Origin of the sequence: Streptomyces sp. NPDC047974, assembly GCF_040653375.1 — a bacterium.
In the GTDB taxonomy this organism is placed as follows: Bacteria; Actinomycetota; Actinomycetes; order Streptomycetales; family Streptomycetaceae; genus Streptomyces.
Genome location: NZ_JBEZNU010000015.1, coordinates 96,972 through 121,786 on the forward strand (window position 1 = coordinate 96,972; position 24,815 = coordinate 121,786).

At 74.7% G+C, this 24,815-nt stretch carries 19 protein-coding genes; 6 read left to right on the forward strand and 13 right to left on the reverse strand.

The window, feature by feature from the left end:
- Nucleotides 1-21: 21 nt before the first annotated feature.
- From AB0E19_RS22055 to AB0E19_RS22070, 4 genes are all read right to left on the reverse strand, one after another.
- On the reverse strand, nucleotides 22-1,167 hold the full coding sequence (locus AB0E19_RS22055; protein ID WP_362182718.1) for a VWA domain-containing protein: 1,146 nt from the start codon (nucleotides 1,165-1,167) through the stop codon (nucleotides 22-24).
- Nucleotides 1,164-3,470 carry a DUF5682 family protein gene (locus tag AB0E19_RS22060; RefSeq protein ID WP_362182721.1) on the reverse strand — a complete coding sequence of 769 codons (2,307 nt, stop codon included), beginning with the start codon at nucleotides 3,468-3,470 and terminating at the stop codon, nucleotides 1,164-1,166. Before AB0E19_RS22060 ends, AB0E19_RS22055 begins: the two co-directional genes overlap by 4 nt.
- Entirely contained in the window at nucleotides 3,467-4,618 is a 1,152-nt protein-coding gene (locus AB0E19_RS22065) for an AAA family ATPase (protein WP_362182949.1), read from the reverse strand. Before AB0E19_RS22065 ends, AB0E19_RS22060 begins: the two co-directional genes overlap by 4 nt.
- Nucleotides 4,619-4,773: 155 nt before the next feature.
- The gene (locus tag AB0E19_RS22070; protein WP_362182724.1) at nucleotides 4,774-5,187 is read right to left on the reverse strand and encodes an MmpS family transport accessory protein; all 414 of its coding nucleotides are present in this window, start codon (nucleotides 5,185-5,187) and stop codon (nucleotides 4,774-4,776) included.
- 169 nt (nucleotides 5,188-5,356) lie between these two features.
- On the opposite strand from AB0E19_RS22070, the gene AB0E19_RS22075 reads away from it, so the two are divergent.
- Both AB0E19_RS22075 and AB0E19_RS22080 read left to right on the forward strand, forming a co-directional pair.
- Complete coding sequence (locus AB0E19_RS22075; RefSeq protein ID WP_362182727.1) at nucleotides 5,357-6,661, forward strand: SWIM zinc finger family protein; 1,305 nt, start codon at nucleotides 5,357-5,359, stop codon at nucleotides 6,659-6,661.
- A 198-nt stretch (nucleotides 6,662-6,859) separates the two neighbouring features.
- Nucleotides 6,860-8,467, forward strand: a complete 1,608-nt coding sequence (locus AB0E19_RS22080; RefSeq protein WP_362182730.1) for a DUF5691 domain-containing protein — start codon at nucleotides 6,860-6,862, stop codon at nucleotides 8,465-8,467.
- 97 nt (nucleotides 8,468-8,564) lie between these two features.
- Here the strand turns inward: AB0E19_RS22080 and AB0E19_RS22085 are convergent, their stop codons facing one another.
- Nucleotides 8,565-8,972 (reverse strand): cobalamin B12-binding domain-containing protein, encoded by a 408-nt coding sequence (locus AB0E19_RS22085; protein ID WP_169088618.1) that lies wholly within the window; start codon nucleotides 8,970-8,972, stop codon nucleotides 8,565-8,567.
- Nucleotides 8,973-9,271: 299 nt separating this feature from the next.
- On the opposite strand from AB0E19_RS22085, the gene AB0E19_RS22090 reads away from it, so the two are divergent.
- Both AB0E19_RS22090 and AB0E19_RS22095 read left to right on the forward strand, forming a co-directional pair.
- Entirely contained in the window at nucleotides 9,272-10,069 is a 798-nt protein-coding gene (locus AB0E19_RS22090; protein WP_362182734.1) for an alpha/beta fold hydrolase, read from the forward strand.
- A gap of 242 nt (nucleotides 10,070-10,311) precedes the next feature.
- Nucleotides 10,312-11,796: a peptidoglycan DD-metalloendopeptidase family protein gene (locus AB0E19_RS22095; RefSeq protein ID WP_362182737.1), complete on the forward strand. Its 1,485-nt coding sequence runs from the start codon at nucleotides 10,312-10,314 to the stop codon at nucleotides 11,794-11,796.
- A 70-nt stretch (nucleotides 11,797-11,866) separates the two neighbouring features.
- Here AB0E19_RS22095 and pcrA read toward each other — a convergent pair whose 3' ends face one another.
- Complete coding sequence (pcrA, locus tag AB0E19_RS22100) at nucleotides 11,867-14,347, reverse strand: DNA helicase PcrA (protein ID WP_362182740.1); 2,481 nt, start codon at nucleotides 14,345-14,347, stop codon at nucleotides 11,867-11,869.
- Between the two features lie 112 nt (nucleotides 14,348-14,459).
- On the reverse strand, nucleotides 14,460-14,813 hold the full coding sequence (locus AB0E19_RS22105) for a hypothetical protein (RefSeq protein ID WP_169088611.1): 354 nt from the start codon (nucleotides 14,811-14,813) through the stop codon (nucleotides 14,460-14,462).
- A gap of 344 nt (nucleotides 14,814-15,157) precedes the next feature.
- Here AB0E19_RS22105 and AB0E19_RS22110 point away from each other — a divergent pair, with 344 nt between their 5' ends.
- The gene (locus tag AB0E19_RS22110) at nucleotides 15,158-16,279 is read left to right on the forward strand and encodes an NlpC/P60 family protein (RefSeq protein WP_362182745.1); all 1,122 of its coding nucleotides are present in this window, start codon (nucleotides 15,158-15,160) and stop codon (nucleotides 16,277-16,279) included.
- Between the two features lie 6 nt (nucleotides 16,280-16,285).
- Here AB0E19_RS22110 and AB0E19_RS22115 read toward each other — a convergent pair whose 3' ends face one another.
- Together AB0E19_RS22115 and AB0E19_RS22120 are read right to left on the reverse strand one after the other, a co-directional pair.
- On the reverse strand, nucleotides 16,286-17,035 hold the full coding sequence (locus tag AB0E19_RS22115) for a response regulator transcription factor (protein WP_362182748.1): 750 nt from the start codon (nucleotides 17,033-17,035) through the stop codon (nucleotides 16,286-16,288).
- Complete coding sequence (locus tag AB0E19_RS22120; protein WP_362182751.1) at nucleotides 17,032-18,306, reverse strand: PspC domain-containing protein; 1,275 nt, start codon at nucleotides 18,304-18,306, stop codon at nucleotides 17,032-17,034. The genes AB0E19_RS22115 and AB0E19_RS22120 overlap by 4 nt, the downstream gene beginning before the upstream one ends.
- A gap of 157 nt (nucleotides 18,307-18,463) precedes the next feature.
- Between AB0E19_RS22120 and AB0E19_RS22125 the strand changes: the two genes are divergently transcribed.
- Nucleotides 18,464-19,828, forward strand: coding sequence for a PspC domain-containing protein (locus AB0E19_RS22125; RefSeq protein WP_362182754.1), 1,365 nt, complete (start codon nucleotides 18,464-18,466; stop codon nucleotides 19,826-19,828).
- Between the two features lie 156 nt (nucleotides 19,829-19,984).
- Here AB0E19_RS22125 and AB0E19_RS22130 read toward each other — a convergent pair whose 3' ends face one another.
- The 4 genes from AB0E19_RS22130 to guaA form a co-directional block, all read right to left on the reverse strand.
- Complete coding sequence (locus AB0E19_RS22130) at nucleotides 19,985-20,452, reverse strand: DoxX family protein (protein ID WP_362182952.1); 468 nt, start codon at nucleotides 20,450-20,452, stop codon at nucleotides 19,985-19,987.
- A gap of 145 nt (nucleotides 20,453-20,597) precedes the next feature.
- Nucleotides 20,598-21,854, reverse strand: coding sequence for a hypothetical protein (locus AB0E19_RS22135; protein WP_362182757.1), 1,257 nt, complete (start codon nucleotides 21,852-21,854; stop codon nucleotides 20,598-20,600).
- 158 nt (nucleotides 21,855-22,012) lie between these two features.
- The gene (locus AB0E19_RS22140; RefSeq protein WP_360601346.1) at nucleotides 22,013-22,801 is read right to left on the reverse strand and encodes a class II aldolase/adducin family protein; all 789 of its coding nucleotides are present in this window, start codon (nucleotides 22,799-22,801) and stop codon (nucleotides 22,013-22,015) included.
- A 135-nt stretch (nucleotides 22,802-22,936) separates the two neighbouring features.
- Complete coding sequence (gene guaA, locus AB0E19_RS22145) at nucleotides 22,937-24,529, reverse strand: glutamine-hydrolyzing GMP synthase (RefSeq protein WP_362182761.1); 1,593 nt, start codon at nucleotides 24,527-24,529, stop codon at nucleotides 22,937-22,939.
- Nucleotides 24,530-24,815 lie beyond the last annotated feature (286 nt).

The window sequence follows — 24,815 nt, forward strand, 5'->3', positions numbered from 1 at the left end:
GGAATCCGCACGGGACCGGGCTCAGACGGTGTCGGGTATCGGCAGCGGCCGCTTCTCCAGGGCGGCGGCCATCACCTCCGGGAACAGGTCGGGGGTGCAGGCGAAGGCGGGGGCGCCGAGGGCGGCGAGCGCGGCGGCGTGCTCCCGGTCGTAGGCGGGCGCGCCCTCGTCGGAGAGGGCGAGCAGGGCGACGAACTGCACCCCGGACGCCGTCATCGCCGCGACCCGCTTCAGCATCTCGTCGCGGATGCCGCCCTCGTACAGGTCGCTGACGAGGACGACGACGGTGTCGGCGGGGCGGGTGATCCGCGACTGGCAGTAGGCGAGCGCGCGGTTGATGTCCGTGCCGCCGCCGAGCCGGGTGCCGAAGAGGACGTCGACCGGGTCGTCGAGCGCGTCGGTGAGGTCCACGACGGAGGTGTCGAAGACGACGAGCCGGGTGGCGACGGCCCGGAGCGAGGCGAGGACGGCGCCGAAGACGGAGGCGTACACGACGGAGGCGGCCATCGAGCCGGACTGGTCGACGCAGAGCACGATCTCCTTGCGGACCGCCCGGGAGGTGCGGCCGTGGCCGATCAGCCGCTCGGGGACGACCGTGCGGTGCTCCGGGAGGTAGTGCCTGAGGTTGGCCCGCAGGGTGCGGTCCCAGTCGATGTCCCGGTGGCGGGGGCGGCTGATCCGGGCCGAGCGGTCGAGGGCGCCGGTGACGGTCGCCCGGGTGCGCGCCGAGAGCCGGGCCTCCAGGTCGTCGACGACCTTGCGGACGACGGCCCGGGCGGTCTCCCGGGTGGTCTCCGGCAGCGCCTTGTTCAGGGACAGCAGGGTGCCGACGAGGTGGACGTCGGGCTCGACGGCCTCCAGCATCTCCGGCTCCAGGAGGAGCGTGGCGAGCCCGAGCCGCTCGATGGCGTCGCGCTGCATGACCTGTACGACGGAGGCGGGGAAGTAGCCGCGGATGTCGCCGAGCCAGCGGGCGACGGAGGGCGCGGAGCCGCCGAGCCCGCCCCTGCGCTCCCCGTCGTCCCCGGTGTCGTAGAGGGCGGCGAGGGCGGCGTCCATGCCGGCGTCGGCGCCGGTCGGGGCGCGGCCCGGCATGTCGGCGCCGCCGCCCAGGACGAGCCGCCATCGGCGCAGCCGCTCGTCCGCGGTGGGGGTGCGGGTGCTCATGCGGGGACCTCCGTGCCGAGGACGAGGGCGAGCAGGGGGAGGACGCCGTCGGCCCGCTCCTCGTCGAGGGCGGCGGCGAAGCCGGGGACGAGGGCGGCGGAGCCCGGACCGGGGGCCTCGGGCCCCCGGGCGACGAGCTCGCCGAGGGCCCGCCGCACCCCCGGCTCGTACGCCCCGAAGGTGCGCCGCAGCAGCGGGAGCACGGCGGTGAACGCCTCGGCCGGTACGCCGGTGAGCCAGCCGTCCAGGAGGGCGAGGAGGCGCTCGTCGTGGACGAGGAGCAGCCCGCCGCCGGGGCCGCCGACGAAGCCGTCGATCCAGGCGGCGGCGTCGGCGGGCGGGGTGCCGGGCGAGAGGGCGAGGCCCATGAGCCGCGCCGTCCCGTCGGCGTCGAGCCGCCCCTCGTCGAGGAGGATCCGCACGGCGCGGCCCCGGACGGTGCCGGGCACCCGCTCCCCGCCGGCGAGCCGGCGCAGGGCGCCGGCCCAGCGGGAGGCGAGGGCGACGGGGTCGTCGGCCGGCGCCGGGTCGGGGAGGAGGGCGATCGCGGCGTGGACGGCGTCCAGGCGCTCGCGCATCCGGTCGGCGGCGTCCGCGTCGAGCCCGGCGCAGGCGGGCGGGAGGCCGACGCGGATCCGCTCGGCCAGGCCGGTGGCGACGTCGGCGAGGGCGGCGGTGTCGGTGCCGCGCACGTCGCCGTAGCGCAGGGCGCGGGCGAGGGCCGGGAGGGCGTCGGCGAGGTGGGCCACGTCGGTGTCGAGGGCGGCCCGCTCGGCGAGGGCGCCGAGGACGGCGGGGAGGGCGTCGGTGAGGCCGCCGAGGAGGCAGCGCTCGGCGAGGCCGGTGATCTCGCCGAGGCCGGCCGCGGTGAGGGCCAGGGACTCGGCACGGGCGGTGGCGGCGGCCTCGACGGTGGTGCCCCAGACGCCGGCCTCGGCGACCCTGACGTGCAGTTCGGGCTGCCAGCGCAGCCGCCAGGACTCGCGGAAGGTGCCGGTGCCGGTGCGGCCGGCGGCGGGCAGGCCCCAGTCGACGCCGAGCAGCCGGAGCCGGTGGAGGAGGCGGCTGCGGGCGGCGTCGGTGTCGCCGCGCAGGTCGAGGTCGAGCTCGCGCTCCTCGGCCTCGGGTTTGAGGCGGAGGCTCCGGCGGAGCCGGTCGAGGTCGCGCTGGAGCGGGACGGCGGGCGCGGCGGCCGGGACCTCGCCGAGGACGTCGCCGACGACGAGCCGGTCCCTGACGAGGGCGAGCGGCACGTCGGAGCCCTCGCAGAGGACGGCCCGGACGGCGTCGGTGGTCTCGGCGAGGCCGGGGCGCGGCCGGCCGCGCAGGGCGGCGAGGGTCTCGGCGAGGCGGACGGCCTCGATGACGTGGGCGGGGGAGACGGGGTGGTCGGCCTCCCGGAGGAGGCCCGCGACCTTGGTCATCCACCGCTCGACGGGCCGGTCGGGAGCGGCGAAGAGGTGGCCGTACCAGCCGGGGGACTCGATCCCGGCGCCGTATCCGGAGCGGCGGGCGAGCCGGCGGTGGGTCCAGGGGACCCAGGTCAGCTCGGCCTTCACCTTGGGCAGGCCCTTGAGGAGCGCGCGGTCGGCGGTGACGGTGGTGCGGCGGGCGAGGGCGGGGACGTGCCAGGCGCCGCAGACGACGGCGACGGCGTCCCCGAACTCCTTGCGGGCGGCGCGCAGCTTCAGCCGCATGTGGGCCTCGCGGACCGGGTCGCGCGGCCGGCCGCCGTGCCCGTACCGCTCGCGCAGGGCGGTCATGGCCTCGGCGAGGGCCTCGAAGGGGGCGAGGGGGTCGCTGTCGCCGCGGAGTTCGACGACGTCCTCCCACCACTGCTCGGGGTCCTCCCGCCCGGCGGCCCGGGCGAGTGCGGCGAGGGGGTCGACGCGGGCGGAGTCGTCCGCCTCGTCCTCGCCGTCGCCCCAGGTGGGGTCGGCGGCGAGGGTGTGGGCGGCGGGCAGGTCGACGAAGCGGACGGGGACTCCGCGGCCGAGGGCCCAGCGCAGCGCGGTCCACTCGGGCGAGAAGGCGGCGAAGGGCCAGAAGGCGGCCCGGCCGGGGTCGTCGACGGCGTGGGCGAGGAGGGCGACGGGCGGCCGCATCTCCGGGTCGGCGGCGAGCGCGGCCAGCGCGTCGGCCTCGGCGGGGCCCTCGATCAGGACCGCGTCGGGCCGGGCCGCGTCCAGGGCGGCGGCCACCCCGCGCGCGGAGCCGGGTCCGTGGTGCCGGACCCCGAGCAGCAGCGGCCGGGGCGTCTCGCGCGCCCGGGGCTGCGCGGGTGCCGTGGCGAGGGCGGTCATGCGCTCACCTCGCGGCAGGCGCGGTAGAAGTCCTTCCAGCCGTCGCGCTCTCTCACCACCGTCTCCAGGTACTCCTGCCAGACGACCCGGTCGGCCGCCGGGTCGCGGACGACGGCGCCGAGGATGCCGGCGGCGACGTCCGAGGGGCGCAGCACGCCGTCCCCGAAGTGGGCGGCGAGCGCGAGGCCGCCGGTGACGACGGAGATGGCCTCGGCGGTGGAGAGGGTCCCCGAGGGGGACTTGAGCCTGGTGCGGCCGTCGGCGGTGACGCCGTCGCGCAGCTCGCGGAAGACGGTGACGACCCGCCGGATCTCCTCGACGCCCTCGGGCGGGGCGGGCAGTTCGAGGGAGCGGCCCAGCTGCTCGACCCGGCGGGCGACGATGTCCACCTCGTCCTCGGGGGTGGCGGGCAGCGGCAGCACGACGGTGTTGAAGCGGCGCCGGAGCGCGCTGGACAGCTCGTTGACGCCCCGGTCGCGGTCGTTGGCGGTGGCGATGAGGTTGAAGCCGGGGACGGCCTGGACCTCCTCGCCGAGTTCGGGGACGGGCAGGGTCTTCTCGGACAGGATCGTGATGAGCGTGTCCTGCACGTCGGCGGGGACGCGGGTCAGCTCCTCGACGCGGGCGGTCGCCCCGCGCTCCATGGCGCGCATGACGGGGCTGGGGACGAGCGCGGCGCGGCTGGGGCCCTCGGCGAGCAGCCGGGCGTAGTTCCAGCCGTACCGGATGGCTTCCTCGGGGGTGCCGGCGGTGCCCTGCACGAGGAGGGTGGAGTCGCCGCTGACGGCGGCGGCGAGGTGCTCGGAGACCCAGGTCTTGGCGGTGCCGGGGACGCCGAGGAGGAGCAGCGCGCGGTCGGTGGCGAGCGTGGTGACGGCGACCTCGACGATGCGCCGGGGGCCGACGTACTTGGGTGTGATCACGGTGCCGTCGGGGAGCGTGCCGCCGAGGAGGTAGGTGGCGACGGCCCAGGGAGAGAGGCGCCAGCGGGCGGGCCGGGGGCGGTCGTCGGCGGCGGCGAGCGCGGCGAGCTCGTGGGCGAAGGCGTGTTCGGCGTGGGGCCGCAGGGCCTCGGCGGGCCCCGGGCGGCCCGGGCCGGTGTCCGTCACGGCACCGGCGCCGGGCTGCTCGTTGGTGGGTGCGGGCACGGTCATGGATCCCCCTCCAGATCGTTCGACCTGCTGTGCGATCCACGGTGCACCACGGCACTGACAATCGGCTTGCGCAGCAGGTCAGCGGCGTAATGGAGGGGTTTCGACGGCCGGTTGGGGGCCGTCGCCGCGCCGTCGTCCGGCGGGGACGGTCAGTTGAAGACCGGGGAGACGGCGACGCAGCCGCCGGACATGGCCTGCTCGCCCTTGGCCTCCTTGATGACCTTGCCCTGGTAGACGACCTTGCAGGTGAGGTCGGCGGGCTTGGTCGAGACGGGCATGACGGCGGGCGGCATGATGCCGTGCAGCTTCACGGTCCGGGTCCACGGCACGGCGGGCTTCTTGTCGCTCTCGACCTGCGGCTGCATCGCGGTGCCGTCGCCGGCGTGGTACTCGATCGACTCCACGGCCGTGCCGGTGACCTCGTAGGTCACCTCGTAGCTTTCGGTGACGGCCTTGTCGACCTGGTCCGCGGCCTTGTCGGCCGCTTCGGAACAGGCCCCGAGCCCGAACGCGAGGCCGGCGACGGCGAGGGCCGAGACGGCGGTGCGGACGGTGCGGTTCATGGTGGTACTCCCCCTGCACGGTGGTGCGGTCGAAGGGCTCACGCTGGTTCGCGCGAGCTCGCACAGCACCGTAAAGGACCGGTAAAACGAAGATGCCGCCGGGGTCCTCCTCCGGCAGTGAATCCCCAGGTCAACTGCGTTGTCAGTGGCGGAGAATACCGTCAGGTACATGAATGCGACGGGGACGCGCTGGACGGCTGAGCAGGTGCGGGCACTGGCTCCTGACGAGGCGTGGCGCAGAGCGGGCGGCGGGCTCGGCACGGCCGGCCCGTGGAGCGGCGCGGGCGGCCGCGACGGGGTCGTCTGGGGGCAGTGCGCGGGCAGCGGCCGCACGCCGTACCGCACGGTCGTGGACACCGGGGAGCCCGTGTACGCGTGCACCTGCCCGAGCCGCCGGTCCCCCTGCAAGCACGCGCTCGGCCTGCTGCTGCTCTGGGCGGCGGGCGACCCGGCCGTGCCGGACGGGGCCGAACCGCCCGCCTGGGCCTCCCGCCGGCTCGCGCCGCGCCCGGCGCCGGGGGCGGCACCGGCGGACCCCGAGGCGGCCCGCCGCCGGGCCGAGCGCCGGGCGGCCCGGGTGACGGCGGGCGCGGAGGAGCTGGAGCGGCGGCTCACGGACCTGGTGCGCGGAGGGCTCGCGGCGGCCGGCCGCCAGGGGTACGGCCTGTGGGAGGAGACCGCGGCCCGCATGGTCGACGCGCAGGCGCCCGGTCTCGCGGCCCGCGTCCGCGAGCTCGGCGCGATACCGGGCTCGGGCCCGGACTGGCCGGTGCGGCTCCTGGAGGAGTCCGCGCTCGCCCACCTCCTGGACCGCGCGTGGCTGGCCGCCGACCGGCTGCCCGCCGCTCTCGCGGCGACGGTACGGACCCGGGTCGGCCTCCCGTCCGTCCCGGCCGGCCCGGCGGTGAGGGACCGCTGGCTGGTCCTCTCCCGGCACGACACCGGGGACGGCCGGCTGACGACCCGTCGCATCTGGCTGTACGGCACCGCCGGTGGCCGTACGGCCCTGCTGCTCTCGTTCGGCGCGGCGGGCCGCGCGCCCTCCCTCGCCCTGCCGGTCGGCGCCCTGCTGGACGGCGAACTGACCCCGCACGCGGGCGCCGGACAGCTCCGCGCGGACCCCGGCGAGCTGGTCCCCGCCCCCGGCCCGGCCGCCCCGCCGCCGGGCGGAGGCGTCGGCGCGGCCCTCGACGCGTACGGCCGCGCCCTGCGCGAGGACCCCTGGCTGGAGTCCTGGCCGGTGACACTCGGCCGGGTCGTCCCCGCCCCGGCCGAGTACGGCTGGCAGCTCGCCGACGCCGACGGCCACGAGGCCCTCCCCCTGACGACCCCGGACCGCCCCGCCCTCTGGCGCCTCCTCGCCCTGTCGGGCGGCGCCCCCCTGACGGTCTTCGGCGAATGCGGCCCGAGGGGCTTCACCCCCCTGACGGCCTGGTCCCCGGAAACCCCGTGGGAGCCGGTTCCGCTGACCTGACCCCCGCCGTGGGCAGGCGTTCCGCCGGGGCTGGGGGTCCCCCCGGACGAAGTCCTCGGGGGAGGGTGGGCACAACGGAACGGCGCGCTCGGCCGCACCCAGGCTCCCGCGCCTGAACCCGCACCCCGAGCACGCCGCCGCACAGATGCCGGATCAGCTCCCGTCCCCTCGCCCCCCGCCACAAGAGAGGCGCACACCGTGACGACGACCGAACCCGACTGGGACGCCCTGGTCACGTCCGCCCTCCTGGGCACCGACCGCCGCCCACCGGCGGCGGCACGCGGGCCCGAGGCCGCCGCCGGCCTGCTCGACGCCGCCGCCCGCCACACCCTCCGCCGCCGCGCCGGCCTCCGCCCCGGCCCCGCCGCCGTACGCCCCGAACCCGCGCCGCACGACCCACGCCCCGCGCTGCCCGAAGCGGCCCGCCACCGCCTCGACGACCTGCTCGCGGGCCGTGGGGCCACCCCTGCCGCCGGCCGCCGGGGCACCGCTCCGGACCTCGCCGAACTGCTCCCGCAGTGGCTGGCGCTGGCCGGCGAGCGCGGCTACCGGGCGCCGCCGGCCGCCCTGCCGGCCCTGCTCGACGCGGCCAGGGCCCGTACCGACCTGCGCCCGCAGGCCCTGGCGTTCGCCGGGCCGCGCGGGCTGTGGCTGGCCCGGTTCAACCCGGAGTGGCGGTTCGCGCTGCGCGGCGCGGGGGCCGGCGGCACCCTGCCGGACCCCGCGGACGCGGACGCGGTGCGGACGCTGTGGGAGGAGGGCCTGTTCGCCGAGCGGGTCGCCCTCCTCGGAGCCGTACGAGCGAAGGATCCGGCCACGGGACGGGCCCTGCTCGCCACGACCTGGTCCGGCGAACGGGCCGAGGACCGGCTGATGTTCCTGGACTCGCTGCGCGCCGGCCTGTCGGCGGCCGACGAGGAGTTCCTGGAGGCCGCCCTCGCCGACCGCAGCCGCAACGTCCGCGCGACCGCCGCCGAACTGCTCTCCGCGCTCCCGGGCTCCGCGCTCGCGGGCCGCATGGCGGACCGGGCGCTCACCTGCGTGGGCCTGGACCGGACGGCGGCCGTGCCGACGGTCGTCGTGGAGGCCCCGCACGAGTGCGACGAGGGGATGCGGCGGGACGGCGTGGCCGCGGTGCCCCCGGCGGGCCGGGGCGAGCGGTCCTGGTGGCTCGGCCGACTGGTGGAGGCCGCCCCGCTGAGCTGCTGGCCGGCCCGGTTCGGCGGGCGGTCACCGGAGGAGATCGTGGCGCTGCCGGTCGCCGACGACTGGCAGCCGGAGCTGCACGCGGCCTGGTGCCGGGCGGCCGTGCGCCAGCGGGACGCGGCCTGGTCGCGGGCGCTGCTCGGCGCCCCTTCGACACCGCCCGCGACGGGCCCCGGCACCTCGTCGCTGGCCGAGCGGGCGCAGCTGCTGTCGACGCTCGGCCCGGCGGAGCGGGCCGGCTGGGTGGCGGCCTTCGTGGCGGCGCACGGCCTGTCCGAGGCCTTCCAGCTGCTCGGGGTGTGCACGGTGCCGTGGGCGGAGCCGCTGGGCGAGTCGGTGATCGACGCCCTGGACACCGCCCGGGACGCGGGCAGCTATCCGTGGAGTTTCAGCGGGGTGATGGGGCTCGCGGAGCGCTGCCTCTCCCCCTCCGCGGCCGGCCGTCTGGCCTCGTCGGCGGCGGCGGGGGAGGCGGAGGACGCCGCTCCGGGCGCGGGCGCCTACTGGTCCGAGGCGTTCCAGCGCCTGGTGGCCACGCTGGACCTGCGCGCCCGCATGCGTGCCGAGCTGGACGGCGAGCCGGCCCGGTCCGCCGGGTGAGGACACGCGGGAAGACGGACGGCCGGGAGCCCGTCGGAGGGGGCTCCCGGCCGTCCGGTGCGTACGGTGGGACCGGCGCGTACGGTGCGCGCGACCGTCAGGCGGCCACGCGGACGTTGGCGTTGACCCAGTCGACGATCGACGCGGTCGTGGCGCCCGGGGTGAAGATCTCCGCGACGCCCTTCTCCTTCAGCGGCGGGATGTCCGCGTCGGGGATGATGCCGCCGCCGAAGACCTTGATGTCCTCCGCGTCGCGCTCCTTGAGGAGCTCGATGACCTTGACGAAGAGCGTGTTGTGCGCACCCGAGAGGATCGAGAGACCGATCGCGTCGGCGTCCTCCTGGATCGCGGTGTCGACGATCTGCTCGGGCGTCTGGTGCAGCCCGGTGTAGATCACCTCCATGCCGGCGTCGCGCAGGGCCCGCGCGATGACCTTGGCCCCACGATCGTGGCCGTCGAGACCCGGCTTGGCGACGACCACGCGGATCGGACCGGTCACACCCATCACTGCCTCCACATGCGACCCCCGCGCGTCTGTGCCGGGGAGGTGAACGAACGTTATCGACAGCATCCCGCAACGGGCCGTTTCGCGGTGCCCGGCGAGGGGGAAATCACACGTGGGACACGTTCGTTCCGCGGCCTGCCCCGCTCCGGGCCCCCCTCCTGGGCCCTCCAGCCGCCTGCGGGGCCGGCCGCGCAAGGAGCCGCGACGCCGGTCGCCGGGGTCCCGCGCCGTCGTCCGTGCGGCGCGGGACCCCGGCGTCCCGGCGCACCGCGCCCCGGGCGCCGCACGGGAGGTCGGCGATGGAGCTCGCCAAGGTCACCGCCCTGTTGAAGGCCACCACGCTGGAGGCCGCGGTCCTCACCGGCCGTCTCGTCCTCTATCCGTCCGGGATCGTCCCCGAGCGCCTCGCTCCCGCGGGCCCGGACGACGCCCCCGTGCCCCTCGCGGGCGGCGGCGGCCGTCCGGTGGTGCTGCTGCACGGCTTCGCCGACAACCGCTCCGTCTTCCTGCTGCTGCGCCGCGCACTCGTCCGGCACGGCCGTCACCAGGTGGTGTCCCTGGACTACTCGCCGCTCATGGGGGATCTGCGGACCGCCGCCGAGGCCCTGGGGCGGCGGATCGAGGCCGTTCTGGCGCGCACCGGCCGGACCGAGGTGGACCTCGTGGGCCACAGTCTGGGCGGGCTCGTCGCCCGTTATCACGTACAGCGGCTCGGCGGTGACGCGCGGGTGCGGACCCTGGTCACCCTCGGCACCCCGCACGCGGGCACGTCCGTGGCGTCACCGCTCGCCGACGCGCACCCGCTGGTGCGGCAGATGCGCCCGGGATCGGAGGTACTGCGGGAGCTGGCCTCGCCGGCGCCGGGCTGCCGGACGCGGTTCGTCAGCTTCTGGAGCGACCTGGACCGGATCATGGTGCCGGTGGAGACGGCCCGCCTCGACCACCCCGACCTGCTGGTGCACAACGTGCGGGTGAGCGGCATCGGCCATCTGGCGCTGCCGGTGCACCCGACGGTGGCGTCCGGGATCCTCAGCGCCCTCGACGCGGGCGAGGGGGTGGAGGAAGGAACGGCCGAAGGGGCTTCCTCGGTGGCTTGAAGTCGCCAGTCGACGGCGACACCCCCGACCCGTTCTTCGAACGTTCCTCGAACACAAGGCCAAAGGTCTGTGCACGAGCTGGCGAAACGCTGCCGATTGCCCGTTTCCTTCGCCGTCCGACCCCTCCGAAGATTGTCGGCCCCGTGTACCGCCGGGTACAGTCGCGCCACTGCTTCCCCCCGGGACACCCCCTGTCGGGCCCGCCCCGGACTGGTCCTGCTGCCGAGGCGAGAGAGACGTTGGTGAACGACCAGCACCCCCACGCCGGGTACGCCGGAGACGGCGCCCACCTCACCGGCGGCTTCGCGGCCGACCCGCTCTTCGGGGCCTGGTCCGACGCCGGTCAGGCCGGCCACAGCGGCCAGTGGGACCTCGGGCAGTACGCCGCCTCCGGCGCGTACGACACGACGGGCCAGTGGAACACCACCGGCCAGTGGGGCACCGCCCCGGACGCCTACGCGGCACAGGACGCGTACGGGCAGCACCAGCCGTACGACACGACGGGCCAGTGGGACGCCTCCGCCTGGACCGAGGCCCAGCACACGGGCCAGTACGAGACCCTGCACTCCGGCGCCTACGCGGCGCAGGGCGCGTACGGCCAGGAGGCGTACGACGTCACCGGCCAGTGGGCCGCCCCCGCCTTCGCGACCGACACCGGCGCGTACGACGCCACCGCCTGGAACCAGACGGCGGAGCAGGTCGAGCCGGTCGTCCCCCAGCAGTACGTCCCCGCGGCCGAACAGATCGACCACACCGCCGAGTTCGAGTTCGCCTACGAGCCGACCCCGGAGCCCGAGACGGCGTACGAGCCGGAGACGGCGTACGAGCCCGAGACGGCGTACGAGCCCGAAGCCGCGTACGAGCCCGAGCCGGGCTACGCCGACGAGGCTCCCGAGGCCCACGAGCCCGCCACCGAGGTCCGTACCGACGCCGCCGCCGGCGCCCGCCCCGTCCGCCGCTCCTCCGGCGGCAGCCGCGCCCGGCGGCGTACCCCCGCCAAGCGTTCCGCGCTGCTGACCGTCGCCGTCCCCTCCGCCTGCGTCATGGGCGTCGCCGGCATCGCGGCCGCCTCCGTCGGCGGGCTCACCGGCGGCGCCGAGAGCCCGAAGCAGAAGGACACCACCGCGCTCGCCGCCGCCGACCCGGCCGCCGTGAAGCAGATGGCGGCCAACACCGCGCTCGACACCCAGCTCAGCGCCCTCGACGCCGACGTCCGCGACTTCGGCGACCGCGCCAGCCGCACCCAGGAGCGCATCGACCTCAAGGCCCGCCAGGCCGCCGAGAAGAAGAAGCGCGAGGAGGAGGCGGCCCGCAAGGAGGCCATGCGCCCCAAGTTCATGCTTCCGGTGAAGCTGCACCAGCTCAGCGCCCGCTACGGCCAGTCCGGCGTCAACTGGATGTCCCTGCACACCGGCATCGACTTCCCCGTGCAGTACGGCACCCCCGTCATGGCCGCGACCGACGGCACCGTCCGCACCCAGTGGAACCCCGCCTACGGCAACATGGCGATCGTGACCGCCGCCGACGGCACCGAGACCTGGTACTGCCACCTCAGCAGCACCAAGATCCGCTGGGGCCAGGTCAAGGCCGGCGACGTCATCGCCTACTCCGGCAACTCCGGCAACTCCACCGGCCCGCACCTCCACTTCGAGGTCCGGCCCGGCGGCGGCTCCGCGATCGACCCGCTGACCTGGCTCCGCAGCAAGGGCCTCGACCCCACGAGCTGAGACGCGCACACGTACGAGTCGGGGCCCGGTCCAGTGGACCGGGCCCCGACTCGTACCGCCGTACCGCTCGCTACAGCTTCTCGACCGGCGCGTACCGCAGGACCAGCCGCTTCGGCTTCTCGTCGCCGAAGTCGATCGTCGCCTGGGCCTTGTCGCCCTCGCCCGTCACCGCCAGGACCGTGCCCAGACCGAACTGGTCGTGCGTGACCCGGTCGCCGATCGTCAGCGAGACCACCGGCCTGTCCGAGCCCGCGCGGCGCGTCGCGAAGCCGGACGGGCCGGAGCGGGCGCGGGAGGAGGAGAGCGAGGCCGTCAGCGAGGAGGCGATCCCCGAGGTCGGCCCGGCGGGCTTCGCCACCTGCCCGGTCCGCTTCCACTCCAGGTACGCGGGCGGGATCTCCTCCAGGAAGCGGGAGGCCGGGTTGTACGAGGGCTGGCCCCAGGCGCTGCGCATCGACGAGCGGGTGAGGTACAGCCGCTCGCGGGCGCGGGTGATGCCCACGTACGCCAGGCGCCGCTCCTCCTCCAGCTCCTTCGTCTGGCCGAGGGCGCGCATGTGCGGGAAGACGCCGTCCTCCATGCCGGTGAGGAAGACCACCGGGAACTCCAGGCCCTTCGCGGTGTGCAGGGTCATCAGCGTGATGACGCCGGAACCGTCCTCGTCCTCGTCGGGGATCTGGTCGGAGTCGGCGACGAGCGCGACCCTCTCCAGGAACTCGGCGAGCGTGCCCGCGCCCGCCCCTTCCTGTCCGCCGGACTCCCCGCGCTCCTGCTCGAACTCCAGGGCCACCGCGGCGAGCTCCTGGAGGTTCTCGATCCGGGTCTCGTCCTGCGGGTCGGTGGAGGCCTGGAGCTCGGCGAGGTAGCCGGTCCGCTCCAGGACGGCCTCCAGGACGACGGCGGGGCCCGCGCCGGACTCGGCGATGGTGCGCAGCTCGTCCATGAGGACGTTGAACCGCTTCACGGCGTTGGCCGAGCGGGCGGCCATGCCGTAGGCCTCGTCGACCCGCTTGAGGGCCTGCGGGAAGGTGATCTTCTCGCGGAGCGAGAGGGCGTCGATCATCGCCTCGGCGCGCTCGCCGATGCCCCGCTTGGGGACGTTGAGGATCCGGCGCAGCGGGACGTTGTCCTCGGGGTTGGCGAGGACGCGCAGGTAGGCGAGGACGTCCCGGACCTCCTTGCGCTCGTAGAAGCGCACGCCGCCGACGACCTTGTAGGGCAGGCCGACGCGGATGAAGATCTCTTCGAAGACGCGGGACTGGGCGTTGGTCCGGTAGAAGACCGCCACGTCGCCGGCCTTCGCCTCGCCCTTGTCGGTGAGCCGGTCGATCTCGTCGGCGACGAACTGGGCCTCGTCGTGCTCGGTGTCCGCGACGTAGCCGGTGATCCGGGCGCCCGCGCCGGCGTTGGTCCACAGGTTCTTGGGGCGGCGGGACTCGTTGCGCTCGATGACCGCGTTGGCGGCCGAGAGGATCGTCTGGGTGGAGCGGTAGTTCTGCTCCAGGAGGATCGTCGTCGCGTCCGGGTAGTCCTCCTCGAACTGGAGGATGTTGCGGATCGTCGCGCCGCGGAAGGCGTAGATCGACTGGTCGGCGTCGCCGACGACGCACAGCTCGGCCGGGCCGAGGTCCTCGTAGCCGGTGCCGACCAGCTCGCGCACCAGGGTGTACTGGGCGTGGTTGGTGTCCTGGTACTCGTCGACGAGGACGTGGCGGAAGCGGCGGCGGTAGTGCTCGGCGACGTCCGGGAACGCCTGGAGCAGGTGGACCGTCGTCATGATGATGTCGTCGAAGTCCAGCGCGTTCGCCTCGCGCAGGCGCGCCTGGTACATCCGGTACGCCTCGGCCAGCGTCTTCTCGAAGCCGTCGGCGGCCTGGTCGGCGAAGGTCTCCTCGTCGATCAGCTCGTTCTTCAGGTTGGAGATCTTGGCGCTGAAGGACTTCGGCGGGAACTTCTTCGGGTCGAGGTCCAGGTCGCGGCAGACCAGCGCCATCAGGCGCTTGGAGTCGGCGGCGTCGTAGATCGAGAAGGAGGAGGTGAAGCCGAGCCGCTTGCTCTCGCGGCGCAGGATACGGACGCAGGCGCTGTGGAAGGTCATCACCCACATCGCGTTGGCCCGCGGGCCGACGAGCTGCTCGACGCGCTCCTTCATCTCGCCGGCGGCCTTGTTGGTGAAGGTGATCGCCAGTATCTGGCCGGGGTGCACGTGCCGCGTGCCCAGGAGGTGGGCGATGCGGTGGGTGAGGACCCGGGTCTTGCCGGAGCCCGCGCCGGCCACGATGAGCAGCGGGGAACCCGTGTGGACGACGGCGGCCCGCTGCTGCTCGTTGAGCCCCTCCAGGAGGGCGGCCGGGTCCACGGCCGGGCGGTGGGCACCGTCCCGGTAGTACGGGTCGCGGGGCGGGGGCGCGTCGAAGTGCTCCCCGAACAGGTCGTGCGGAACCTCCTCCGCCGGGGCGCCGTGCTCGTCGTCCTCGGGCGGGGGCGGGGCGTCCTCCGGGGAGTGGGACTGGAGGCCGGCCAGGAAGCTGTCGTCAAAGAGGCTGCTCATCGCCTCACGAGTCTAGGACGCCGCGCCGACATCCGGTCCCGCCTTCGTCAGGTCGCGGGCGTGACGGCCCGCACCCCGGCCCCGCCCGGGGTCGCTCCCGACGGGTCCGGGATCACACCCAGAGGGTCGCGATGAAGATGTTCGCCGTGGTCAGGCCGCCGACGGCGGCGAAGAGACCCTTGTCGGCGGTCTCGTCGTCGCGCTTGACGTAGACGATGCCGAGGATCACCACGAGGATCGCCAGCTTGATGCCGATCTTGAGGTTGTTGACCGTCTGGTCGTCGGCCTGGTTGAGGCCGACGAGCGCGACGCCGGTGACCAGCATGGTCAGCGCGCCGTGCAGCATGGCGGGCGTGAAGCGGGCCGTACCGGCCCCGATCGCCTTCATCTGGGTGAGGAAACCGCCCAGGAGGGAGGCGATGCCGATGATGTGCAGCGCGACGAAGACATTGATGAGGACGTCCATGGGGCGGAGCCTAACCGTGCCCCTAGCACCGCTCTCCGGCCGGGTCCACCCACTCCCGCGCTTCGGTCGCCCGCCCCACGGAAACCTTCGCCGACCGCCCGCACCGGCGAAAGAGAACGGTCCCCGAGGGTCATCCGACGCCAATAGCGATCAAACCCAGGCCGGGGCGTGACCGCCGGGTCTAGCGTCCTGCCCCAGGTGGTCGGCGCCCCACCCCGCCGGTCCACCCGGCGGTGCCGGCCACCCCGCCCGAGAACCCCGGCGGCGGCCCGTCTCCCCTGTGCGGTCCGCCGCCGGCCCCGGCCGGCACCGTCCCCCACAGGGAGAGGATGTGACCCGCCCTCGTGGCAGCGCACCGAAAACCCAGGCCGTCCCCGCTCGGCCGCCGCGCGGCCCGCACGGCCGCCACGCTCGCCCTCGCCTCCGCGGCCACCGCGACCCTCTTCGAGGGCTCCGGGCACGCGGACCCGGCCGGCCACGGCCGCACCCCCGCCCAGGTCAGGACCGAGGTCGACCGCCTCTACCAGGAGGCCGAGGTCGCCACCGAGCGGTACAACGGCGCGAAGGAACGGGCCGACGCGGCCCGCGTCTCCTACGACCGGCTCCGCGACGAGGCCGCCCGCCGCACCGAGCGGCTGAACACCGCCCGCCACAGCCTCGGCGCCGTCGCCGCGGCCCAGTACCGCTCCGGCGGCCTCGACCCGGCCGTCCAGCTGGCCCTCACCTCGGACCCGGACGACTACCTGGAGCGGGCCGCCCTCGTCCAGAAGGCCGGCGACCGCCAGGCCGCCGCCATCACCGCCGTACGCCGGGAGATCGCCGGCCTCGCCCAGCTGCGCGCCGAGTCCGCCGACCGGCTCACCACCCTGCGCGGCCACGAGACCGAACTGCGCCGGCAGAAGGCCACCGTCCTCGACAAGCTCGCCACCGCCCGCCGTCTGCTCGCCCGCCTCACCACCGAGGAGCGCGCCCGGTACGAGGCCGCCGTCGCCGCCCGCACGTCACCCACGGCCTTCGGGGGCGGCGCCACGGCCCGGGCGGACCGCTCCTCCGGCGACCGGACCACGGCCGCCGCGGCCGCCGCCTCCGCCGCAGCCGCCGCCTCCGCTCCGGCCACCGGCCGCGCCTCGGCCGCCCTCGCCTTCGCCCGCGCCCAGCTCGGCAAGCCGTACGTCTGGGGCGCCACCGGCCCCTCCGCCTACGACTGCTCGGGGCTCACCCAGGCCGCCTGGCGCGCCGCCGGAGTCTCCCTGCCCCGCACCACGTACACCCAGATCAACGCCGGGCGCCGGGTCTCCCGCTCCGAGCTGGCCCCCGGCGACCTGGTCTTCTTCTACTCGGGGATCAGCCACGTGGGCCTCTACATCGGCGGCGGCCAGATGATCCACGCGCCCCGACCGGGCGCCCCCGTCCGGATCGCGCCGATCGACGAGATGCCCTTCGCGGGCGCCACCCGCGTCGCCTGAGCCGCCTCAGACCAGCCGGCGGGCGGTGGCCCAGCGGGTCAGCTCGTGCCGGTTGGAGAGCTGGAGCTTGCGGAGCACCGCGGAGACGTGCGACTCGACGGTCTTCACGGAGATGTACAGCTGCTTGGCGACCTCCTTGTACGCGTAGCCGCGGGCGATCAGCCGGAGCACCTCCCGCTCCCGTTGCGTCAGCCGGTCCAGGTCCTCGTCCACCGGCGGCGCGTCGGTGGACGCGAAGGCGTCGAGGACGAAGCCGGCGAGGCGCGGGGAGAACACGGCGTCGCCCTCCTGCACCCGGAAGATCGAGTCCACCAGGTCGGTGCCCGTGATCGTCTTGGTCACATAGCCGCGGGCACCGCCCCGGATCACGCCGATCACGTCCTCCGCCGCGTCCGAGACGGAGAGCGCGAGGAAGCGGACCGGATCCTCGGCGGAGGCCATCAGCCCGGCGCAGCGGCGCAGCACCTCGACCCCGCCGCCGCCGGGCAGGTGGACGTCGAGGAGGACGACCTCCGGCCTGGTCGCGGTGATCACGGTGACGGCCTGGTCGACGTCGGCGGCCTCGCCCACGACCTCGACGCCGGTGACGTCGGTCCGCCCGATCTCGGCCTGCACGCCGGTGCGGAACATCCGGTGGTCGTCGACGAGGACGACCCGTACCCGGCGTCCGGCGTCACCCGTGCCGCCCGTGCCGCCCGCCGTGCCCGCGCCCGTCTCCCCGCCGGCTCCGGCCGTCGCCCCGGTCTCGTCGCTCATGCGTCCGCCCTCTCCATCTCCAGCTCGACCTCGGTGCCCCCGCCCGGTACGGCCCGCAGACGAGCCGTACCGCCGTTGCGCTGCATCCGGCCGATGATCGATTCCCGTACGCCCATTCTGTCCTCGGGGACCTGGTCCAGGTCGAAACCGGGGCCTCGGTCGCGCACCGACACGAACACCGTGCGCCCCTCCACCTCGGCGTACACCTGCACCGCCCCGCCCTCGCCACCGTACTTCGCGGCGTTGACCATCGCCTCGCGCGCGGCCTGCATCTGCGCGGCCAGCTTCTCGTCGAGCGGACAGTCGCCGACGACGACCACCTCCAGCGGCACGCCGTGGTTGTCCTCGACCTCGGCGGCGGCCCGCTTCACGGCCTCGGCGAGAGTCTCGGGCTCCTCGTCCTTGCCGGTGCCCTCGGGCTTGTAGAGCCAGTTCCGCAGCTCACGCTCCTGGGCGCGGGCGAGCCTGCGGACCTCGCCGGCGTCGTCGGCGTTGCGCTGGATCAGGGTGAGGGTGTGCAGGACGGAGTCGTGGACGTGAGCGGCGACCTCGGCCCGCTCCTGGGCGCGGATGCGCAGGGTCCGCTCGGCGGTGAGGTCCTGCGACATCCGTATCAGCCAGGGGCCGGCGAGCAGCGCTATGCCGGTGAGGACGGCGACGGAGGCGGTCAGCGCGGTGCCGATCTGGGCGATGGAGCCGCGCACGACGACGAAGACGGCGAGGCCGGTGCCGACCAGGGCCACGCCGACGAGTCCCCGCACGAGGTGGAAGCCGCGCCGTCGCCGCGTGTCCCCCCTGCCGGTCCAGACCTCGGCGCGGGCGTTGTCCGCCTGGCGCCAGACCAGGACGACACCGACGCCGATGAGCAGCGTCGGCCACACGTACCGCCCGGTCTCGCCGTCGACCCGCAGGTTCGCGATGAAGACGGACGCGCCGATCGCCAGGGCCACGAGGGCGAGGATCTGGCCGCGGTCGGGCTTGCGGAGCCGGCGTCTGCCGTCCTCGGAGAGCTCGAAGAGGGGACGGGACTCGGCCTTGCCGCCGACGCCGAGCGGGACGACGATCCAGAACACCGCGTACAGCAGCAGCCCGAGGCCCTCGGTGAGGACGAGCACCGCGAAGACGGCGCGCACCCACGCGACGGGCAGACCGAGGTGTCCGGCGAGACCGCGCGCGACACCGCCGAGCCACCGACCGTCGGCGCTCCGGTAGAGCCTGCGCACGGGCGGTTCGTCGGTGTCGGTGTCGGTGACACGAGCGGTTGCGGACATGCACCGATCGTCACACGCCCGGCGCGTCCGGGGCATCAGGGTCCGCCCTGAGATCGACCCCGGGTTCGCCTCGGGGTAGCGCGGCCGTCGAATATCAGGGTCGTGCCAGGGTCGTTCCCGGTGCCGTCCCGGGGTCACGGGCGGTCACCATGGACGCATGACGAGTTCGACGCCTTCGCAGCACACGCAGCACGAGGCCCCTCCGACGGCGGGTGCCGCGCCGGCCGCTCCCCTGCGCCGCTCGCACACGAGCCGCGTGGTCGGCGGGGTCTGCGGCGGTCTCGGCCGGCACTTCGACATGGATCCGGTGATCTTCCGGATCGTGCTGGCGGTGCTGGCGGTGACCGGTGGCATAGGGCTGGTCTTCTACGGCTTCGCGTGGCTGGTGATCCCGCTCGCGGGCGAGGAGGAGAGCGAGGGCCGGCGGCTGCTGACCGGCCGGGTGTCGGGTGCCTCGCTCGCGGCGATACTCATGGCGCTGGTGGGCTGCGGCATCTTCCTGTCGACGCTGCGGACGGGCTCGCTGATGGGCTTCGCGGTGACGCTGACGCTGGTGACGGCCGGTGCCGCGTACTGGTCGCAGCGGCGCGGGGTCGACGGGGAGGCCGAGGGCGCCGCGGCGGCGAAGCCCGCGGCCCCGCACGGCCGGGTCCCGGTGCCGCCGGAGACGAAGGCCCCGCCGCTGACGTTCATCGAGCGGGAGATGAGCTCGTGGTGGCGGGACCCGATCGTGAAGGACGGGTCGACGGGCAAGGTGGCCATCGGCTACCTGTGGGGCCCGCACGGCATCGTCGACGAGCAGGGCCGGGTGGGCGGCGAGGTGCCGAAACCGGGCAGCCAGTGGGGCCCGCCCGCCGATCCCGGGCGGCCGGCGCCGTCGGTGCGGCGCAGCCCGTATTCGATCGCCGGTCTCGTCGATCTGCTCTCGATCGCCGCCGCGATCACGGGCACGGCCCTGACGTGGGAGTCGCAGCCGCTGGGCACCAGTCTGGCGACGGGGCTCGCGGCCGCGCTCGCGGTGCTCGGTCTGGGTCTGGTCGTCAGCAGTTTTCTGGGGCGCACCGGCTTCGGGACGATCTTCCAGACGGTGGTGACGGCGGCGCTGCTCGCCGGGGCGGTCGCCCTGCCGGACAAGATCACCACGGACTGGACGCGCGAGACGTGGACGCCGGCCTCGGTGGCCGCCGTACAGCCGCAGTACGACCTGGGCGCGGGGGTGGGGACGCTGGATCTGTCCCGGCTCTCGGTGCCCGAGGGGAAGACGGTGACGACGGCGGTGGACGTGGGCGCGGGGAAGCTGGAGGTGATCGTGCCGCAGGACGTGGTGGTGAAGCTCCACGCCCAGGTGGGTCTCGGTGATCTGCAGCTGCCGGGGCAGGCGCCGGACGACATCGACGTCGCCCCGGACCGCGACGAGACGCGGACGCTGAACCCTCCGGCCGGGACGGACCCGGCGGGGACGCTGGACCTCTCGCTGGAGGTCGGACTTGGACAGGTGGAGGTCACCCGTGCTGCTTCATGAGTTCCGTCCGGGCCGACTGGTCGTCGGCGTGGCCGCGCTCGGCCTGGCCGGGGCGTACGGCGGGGAGCTGGCGGGCTTCTGGTCGGCCCCGTGGTGGCTGGCGATCCCGGTGATGTGGTCCGCGCTGTGGGTGGCCGGCCTGGTGACGTGGGTGGCCTACGGCATCCGGCGGCGTTCGGCGAGGAGCCGGTCGACGGAGAGCACGGGCGCGCCGGCGAGCAGCAGCGGCAGCCAGGCCATGAGATAGGCGAGGTCGTTGCCGAGGTAGTAGGGCTCGACCTGCCAGCTCACCGTGAGCCAGAGGCTCAGGGAGATCAGCGCGCCGCCGAGGGCGGCGACCCTGGCGAAGAGGCCGAGGAGCGTGCCGAGGCCGACGGCGAGCTCGCCGAAGGCGATGGCGTAGCCGAAGCCGGTGGGGCTGTTGAGGGCGAGGTCGACGAGGCCGGGGATGGCGGAGGAGTCACGGACGCCGCGCATGGTCTCGCCGATGGAGCCTGTGCCGGTGCCGGCGAGGAAGGCCGGGTCGGTGAGCTTGTCGAGGCCGGCGTAGACGAAGGTGACGCCGAGGAAGATCCGGAGCGGGAGGAGGGCGTAGCGGGAGGCGGTGGCCCGCCAGACGTCCATGCGGTCCTGCAGCCGGAATCGGGTCCCTCGGGGGCGGTCCGCGTACTGACTCATGATCGGTCACCTCTCCACACCCCGTACGACTGTTCGCGGACTGATTGTCCCCGCTCGTCCTGTGAGGGGATACAGGGAGGCGACCGGATGCTCAGTCGGCGACGTCGATCGTCACCCGGTTGGTCTCGAAGCCGGCGGCGGTGACGACGGAGATCTCGACCCGGCCGGGCTCGACGTCGGCGGGGAGGGGGACGGTGAGGACGGTGTCGGTGGGGTTGGCGAAGCCACCGGGGACCGGGACCAGGGGCACGTGGGCGTGGACGGGGCCGATGCGGACGACGAGCCGGGTGAGCGGGTCCGGGGCGGCGGCGCCGGGCGGGACGAAGCCGTGGCCGCGGATCTCGATGTCGTCGCCGGTGCGGATGGGGGCGTCGAGGTCGCCGGCCTCTCGGGCGCGGACCACGGCGTGGACGGCGGGCGGGCCGCCCTCGGTGCACTTGGCGGCCAGGTGCCAGACGGCGGAGACCGCGAGGAGGAGGGCGAGGGACCAGGGCAGCTCGGGCAGGCGGGCCGGGTCGGCGGCGAGCCGGACGGCGGCGAAGGCGAGGACGGCGCCGGAGACGAGGACGTACTGGACGTCGGCGAGGTCGGCCCGGCCGTTGTCGTCGCAGAGGAGGTCGGCGGCGCGGGGCCGGTCGGCGCGGACCTTCTGGAGCCGGCGGCCGGCGATGCGGGTGGAGACCACGAGGCGGGCGGTGACGGCGACGGCGGAGACCAGGGCGAGGACGGTGACGAGACCGGCGGCGCGGGCGAGGCCGAAGGCGGCGGGGGTGGCGGTGAGCGCGCGGGAGGTGAGGAAGAGGAGGGCGTAGCAGAGGAAGAGGAGCCAGGCGGCGGCGACGGCGCGGGTGGTGGAGAGCCGGTTGTCCTCGCCGGTGAGGGGGGCGAGGAGGCCGCCGCGGGCGCGGTGGGCGTGGGCGGCGGCGGTGAGCGGGACGGCGAGGAGGAGGGCGGTGCAGAGTCCGGTGGTGCGGGTGGTGGTCCAGCCGGTGCCGAGGGCGGTGAGGGCCTGGCCGAGGAGGAGGGCGAGGACGGCGGCCCCGATCGCGGCGAGGCTGCCGGTGCGGACGCGGGCGAGCCAGGCGAGGCCGGCCTCCCGGCCGTGGGCGGTGACGGCGCGGGCGGACTGGGCGAGTTCGTCGGAGACCCACTGGCGGGCGGCGACCGGGGAGTGGGCCACGGCGACGGGGACGCCGTGGCCGGCGGCGAGCTCCTCCCGGCGGGCGAGGAAGGCGGCGACGGCCCGCCGGTGACCGGTCTCGCCGCAGTGGGCGCAGCCGGCGCAGGCCGTCGGGTGGGCGTCGGCGCCGTGGCGCCCGCCGTAGTGTCTCGCCTCTTGGACCGCCACCGTGCTGTCACTTCCCGAGTTCGGGGTTTCGACCTCAACCTGCCGCTGTTTTCTCGGAATTGTGCCGCACCGAGGGTGCTCGCGAGGGCCACGCGCGCCCCTCCGAAGAGTGATTGCCGAGCCATCCCATTGACGTACAGAAGGGTGAAGCGATGGTGTTACGACAGGAGTTCGGGCTCCGCTCGGCTGATCCTGCGCCAGAGGGGCTGGTAGTTGATCCAGGCGACGAGGTCGCTGCCGAGCTGTTCGCGGGTGGCGACGGCGTCCTTGTGGTCGATGAGGACGGGTTTGCCGGCGGCGCGGGCGGCGAGCTGGATGCGGGCGCAGCGGTCCATGGCGATGAACCACCAGGCGGCCGCGTCGACGGAGGCGCCGACGGTGAGGAGACCGTGGTTGCGCAGGACGATGCCCTTGAAGGGGCCGAGGGCGAGGGCGATCCGGCGGGCTTCCTCGGCGTCGACGGTGACGCCGGTGTAGGCGTCGTAGAGGGCGTGGTCCTGGTAGAAGGCGCAGGCCTCCTGGGTGAGGGGGTCGAGGAGTTCGCCGAGGGCGGCGAGCGCGCGGCCGTGGGTGGAGTGGGTGTGCGCGACGGCGACGGCGTCCGGGCGGGCGCGGTGGACCTGGGCGTGGACGGTGAAGGCGGCCTGGTTGACGTGCTGGCCGCCGAGGACGACCTGCCCGTCGCCGTTGGCGAGGACGAGGTCGCTCGCGGTGAGGTCGCCGAAGGGGGCGCCGAAGGGGTTCACCCAGTAGCAGTCGTCGTACTCGGGGTCGCGGACGGTGATGTGACCGGAGACGCCCTCCTCGTACCCGAGCCGTCCGAAGAGGCGGAGTGCGCCGGCGAGCCGCTGCTTGCGGTGGACGCGTTCCTCCTCGGCCGTCGCGTGGACGGGCGGCATGGCGAAGTGGAGCCGGTCGACGGGGACGGGGGCCGGTGTCTCGGTCATGCGCCGGAAGGTAACGCCCGGCCGGTCAAGTCACCAGAGGCCGGACGGGACGGGTCTGGGCGGGCGGGCCGGGAAGCGGCGAGGCCGCCGCCCGCGGGGTGCGGGGACGGCGGCCTCGTGCGCGTGCGGGAGGGGTCACTCCCACTCGATGGTGCCCGGGGGCTTGCTGGTGACGTCGAGGACGACGCGGTTGACGTCGGCGACCTCGTTGGTGATCCGGGTGGAGATCTTGGCGAGGACCTCGTACGGCAGGCGCGACCAGTCGGCCGTCATGGCGTCCTCGGAGGAGACCGGGCGCAGGACGATCGGGTGGCCGTAGGTGCGGCCGTCGCCCTGGACGCCGACGGAGCGGACGTCGGCGAGCAGCACGACCGGGCACTGCCAGATCTCGCGGTCGAGACCGGCGGTGGTCAGCTCCTCGCGGGCGATGGCGTCGGCCTCGCGGAGCAGGTCCAGGCGCTCCTTGGTGACCTCGCCGACGATGCGGATGCCGAGGCCGGGGCCCGGGAAGGGCTGGCGCTGGACGATCTCCTCGGGCAGGCCGAGCTCCTGGCCGACCATCCGGACCTCGTCCTTGAAGAGCTGCCGCAGCGGCTCGACGAGCTCGAACTCGATGTCGTCGGGGAGGCCGCCCACGTTGTGGTGCGACTTGATGTTGGCGGTGCCGGTGCCGCCGCCGGACTCGACGATGTCCGGGTAGAGGGTGCCCTGCACCAGGAAGGCGACCTCGGGGCCCTCCTCCTGGAGGATCTCCAGCTGGGCCTGCTCGAAGACGCGGATGAACTCGCGGCCGATGATCTTCCGCTTGGTCTCCGGGTCGGAGACGCCGGCGAGGGCGTCGAGGAAGCGCTTCTCCGCGTCGACGACGACCAGACGGGCGCCGGTCGCGGCGACGAAGTCCTTCTCGACCTGCTGGGTCTCGCCCTTGCGCATCAGGCCGTGGTCGACGTAGACGCAGGTGAGCTGGTCGCCGATGGCCTTCTGGACGAGGGCCGCGGCCACGGCGGAGTCGACGCCGCCGGAGAGACCGCAGATGGCGCGCTTGTCGCCGACCTGGGCGCGGATGGCCGCGACCTGCTCCTCGATCACGTTGCCGGTCGTCCACGAGGGCTCGATGCCGGCGCCGCGGTAGAGGAAGTGCTCCAGGATCTGCTGGCCGTGCGTGGAGTGCAGCACCTCGGGGTGGTACTGGACGCCGTAGAGCTTCTTCTCGTCGTTCTCGAAGGCGGCGACCGGGACCACGTCGGTGGAGGCGGTGACGGCGAAGCCCTCGGGGGCGGCGGAGCAGGCGTCGCCGTGCGACATCCACACGGACTGCTCGACCGGGGTGCCCTCGAAGAGGGTGGAGCCGGCCTTGGAGACGTGCAGCGGGGTGCGGCCGTACTCGCGGGCTCCGGTGTTGTCGACGGTGCCGCCGAGCGTGGTGGCCATCAGCTGGAAGCCGTAGCACATGCCGAAGACGGGGACGCCGGCGTCGAAGATCGCACGGTCGAGGCGCGGGGCGCCCTCGGCGTACACGGAGGACGGGCCGCCGGAGAGGATGATCGCCTTCGGGTTCTTGGCCAGCATCTCGGCCACCGGCATGGTGGACGGGACGATCTCGCTGTAGACCCGCGCCTCACGGACGCGACGGGCGATGAGCTGGGCGTACTGGGCGCCGAAGTCGACAACGAGGACTACGTCCGGGTTGGTGACGTCGGGCGCGGCAGCGGGGGACGCTGATGACACTACGGCGGCCTTCCGGCGGTAGGAGGGTTCCCGAGGGAGGGGGCTATTTGTCGATTCTACCGGCGCGCGCGTGTCTCTTTTCGTCTCACCATCCGAACGTGGGTGGCCTTCGTCTCACCATCCGGGCCCGGCTTGCCCCGGTACGGAGGGCGGGGTCCATACTGGGCGCCATGCGCAAGCACTCGACCTTCGTGTTTACCTATGGCAACCGGCCCACCGGCTGCCATGGTCGTGCTGCTTGAGCAACTGACAAGCGACTTCCCAGGCGCCCCGGGCCGACAAGGCC

Bases quoted from the DNA above. Each gene is read 5' to 3' on its own strand.
- AB0E19_RS22130 (WP_362182952.1), bottom strand. From the start codon at position 20,452: ATGGACGTCTGGCGGGCCACCGCCTCCCGCTACGCCCTCCTCCCGCTC.
- AB0E19_RS22105 (WP_169088611.1), bottom strand. From the start codon at position 14,813: ATGGACGTCCTCATCAATGTCTTCGTCGCGCTGCACATCATCGGCATC.
- pcrA (WP_362182740.1), bottom strand. From the start codon at position 14,347: ATGAGCAGCCTCTTTGACGACAGCTTCCTGGCCGGCCTCCAGTCCCAC.
- AB0E19_RS22085 (WP_169088618.1), bottom strand. From the start codon at position 8,972: ATGGGTGTGACCGGTCCGATCCGCGTGGTCGTCGCCAAGCCGGGTCTC.
- AB0E19_RS22055 (WP_362182718.1), bottom strand. From the start codon at position 1,167: ATGAGCACCCGCACCCCCACCGCGGACGAGCGGCTGCGCCGATGGCGG.
- AB0E19_RS22090 (WP_362182734.1), top strand. From the start codon at position 9,272: ATGGAGCTCGCCAAGGTCACCGCCCTGTTGAAGGCCACCACGCTGGAG.
- AB0E19_RS22070 (WP_362182724.1), bottom strand. From the start codon at position 5,187: ATGAACCGCACCGTCCGCACCGCCGTCTCGGCCCTCGCCGTCGCCGGC.
- AB0E19_RS22140 (WP_360601346.1), bottom strand. From the start codon at position 22,801: ATGACCGAGACACCGGCCCCCGTCCCCGTCGACCGGCTCCACTTCGCC.
- AB0E19_RS22115 (WP_362182748.1), bottom strand. From the start codon at position 17,035: ATGAGCGACGAGACCGGGGCGACGGCCGGAGCCGGCGGGGAGACGGGC.
- AB0E19_RS22075 (WP_362182727.1), top strand. From the start codon at position 5,357: ATGAATGCGACGGGGACGCGCTGGACGGCTGAGCAGGTGCGGGCACTG.
- AB0E19_RS22125 (WP_362182754.1), top strand. From the start codon at position 18,464: ATGACGAGTTCGACGCCTTCGCAGCACACGCAGCACGAGGCCCCTCCG.
- AB0E19_RS22120 (WP_362182751.1), bottom strand. From the start codon at position 18,306: ATGTCCGCAACCGCTCGTGTCACCGACACCGACACCGACGAACCGCCC.
- AB0E19_RS22060 (WP_362182721.1), bottom strand. From the start codon at position 3,470: ATGACCGCCCTCGCCACGGCACCCGCGCAGCCCCGGGCGCGCGAGACG.